Here is a 597-nt window from a genome sequence, read left to right as displayed (position 1 = left end):
TAACGTATATACTGATACGAAAAAGGACGAACGATTAGATTGTAGTTTATCAGAGGGTGGAGTAGTTACAAGTGCATCCTATAGAACTCATCTTATACGTATAGATGATATTATGTTTTCTGAACTAATACATATTGCTAGTTTATTCTTCAAATCAGAAACAATGGTAGATGAATGGATTAGTACACAATTTAAACTGGTGAAAAACTAAAATTTTTTTTGAGAAAAGGTACAATTTTACTAGTTAAATTGTGCCTTTTATAATTGTAATTATAAACATTTGAAATGGGTGGTTTTTTTGAATGCAATTAGCATTGAAGATATATATCAAGAGATACTAGATGGAAAAAGATCGAATTTCCCTTACTATGTTTGGAGTGAAGGAGATAAGAACTTATTTGCGAGAAGAGTTACAAAATACCTAATAGAATACGTATTAAAATGGAACGCAGATGATATCAAAAAAGGTTGGGATGGCAAGCTTATTAAAAAATACAAACTAGGTGGTATGATAGCAATCGTATATAATAGTAGCCCATATGCCATGTTAAACGACTTATATCCTGATCAATTTAAAGAATGGGAACTAAAGTTTAC

The 597-nt window shown here is 30.0% G+C and carries 2 protein-coding genes; both read left to right on the top strand.

What is annotated here, in order from left to right:
- On the top strand, nucleotides 1-211 hold a 211-nt coding region (locus tag RCF13_RS02355; RefSeq protein ID WP_308140801.1), incomplete at its 5' end, for a hypothetical protein.
- Nucleotides 212-298: 87 nt separating this feature from the next.
- Nucleotides 299-597: DUF4046 domain-containing protein (locus RCF13_RS02350; RefSeq protein WP_308140800.1), on the top strand; the 299-nt coding region annotated here is incomplete at its 3' end.

The organism is Stenotrophomonas maltophilia group sp. RNC7, from assembly GCF_030910085.1.
GTDB classification, from domain to species: Bacteria; Pseudomonadota; Gammaproteobacteria; order Xanthomonadales; family Xanthomonadaceae; genus Stenotrophomonas; species Stenotrophomonas sepilia.
The sequence above is the reverse complement of the archived record's forward strand: the minus strand, read 5'-3'. Positions and strand labels throughout refer to the sequence as shown.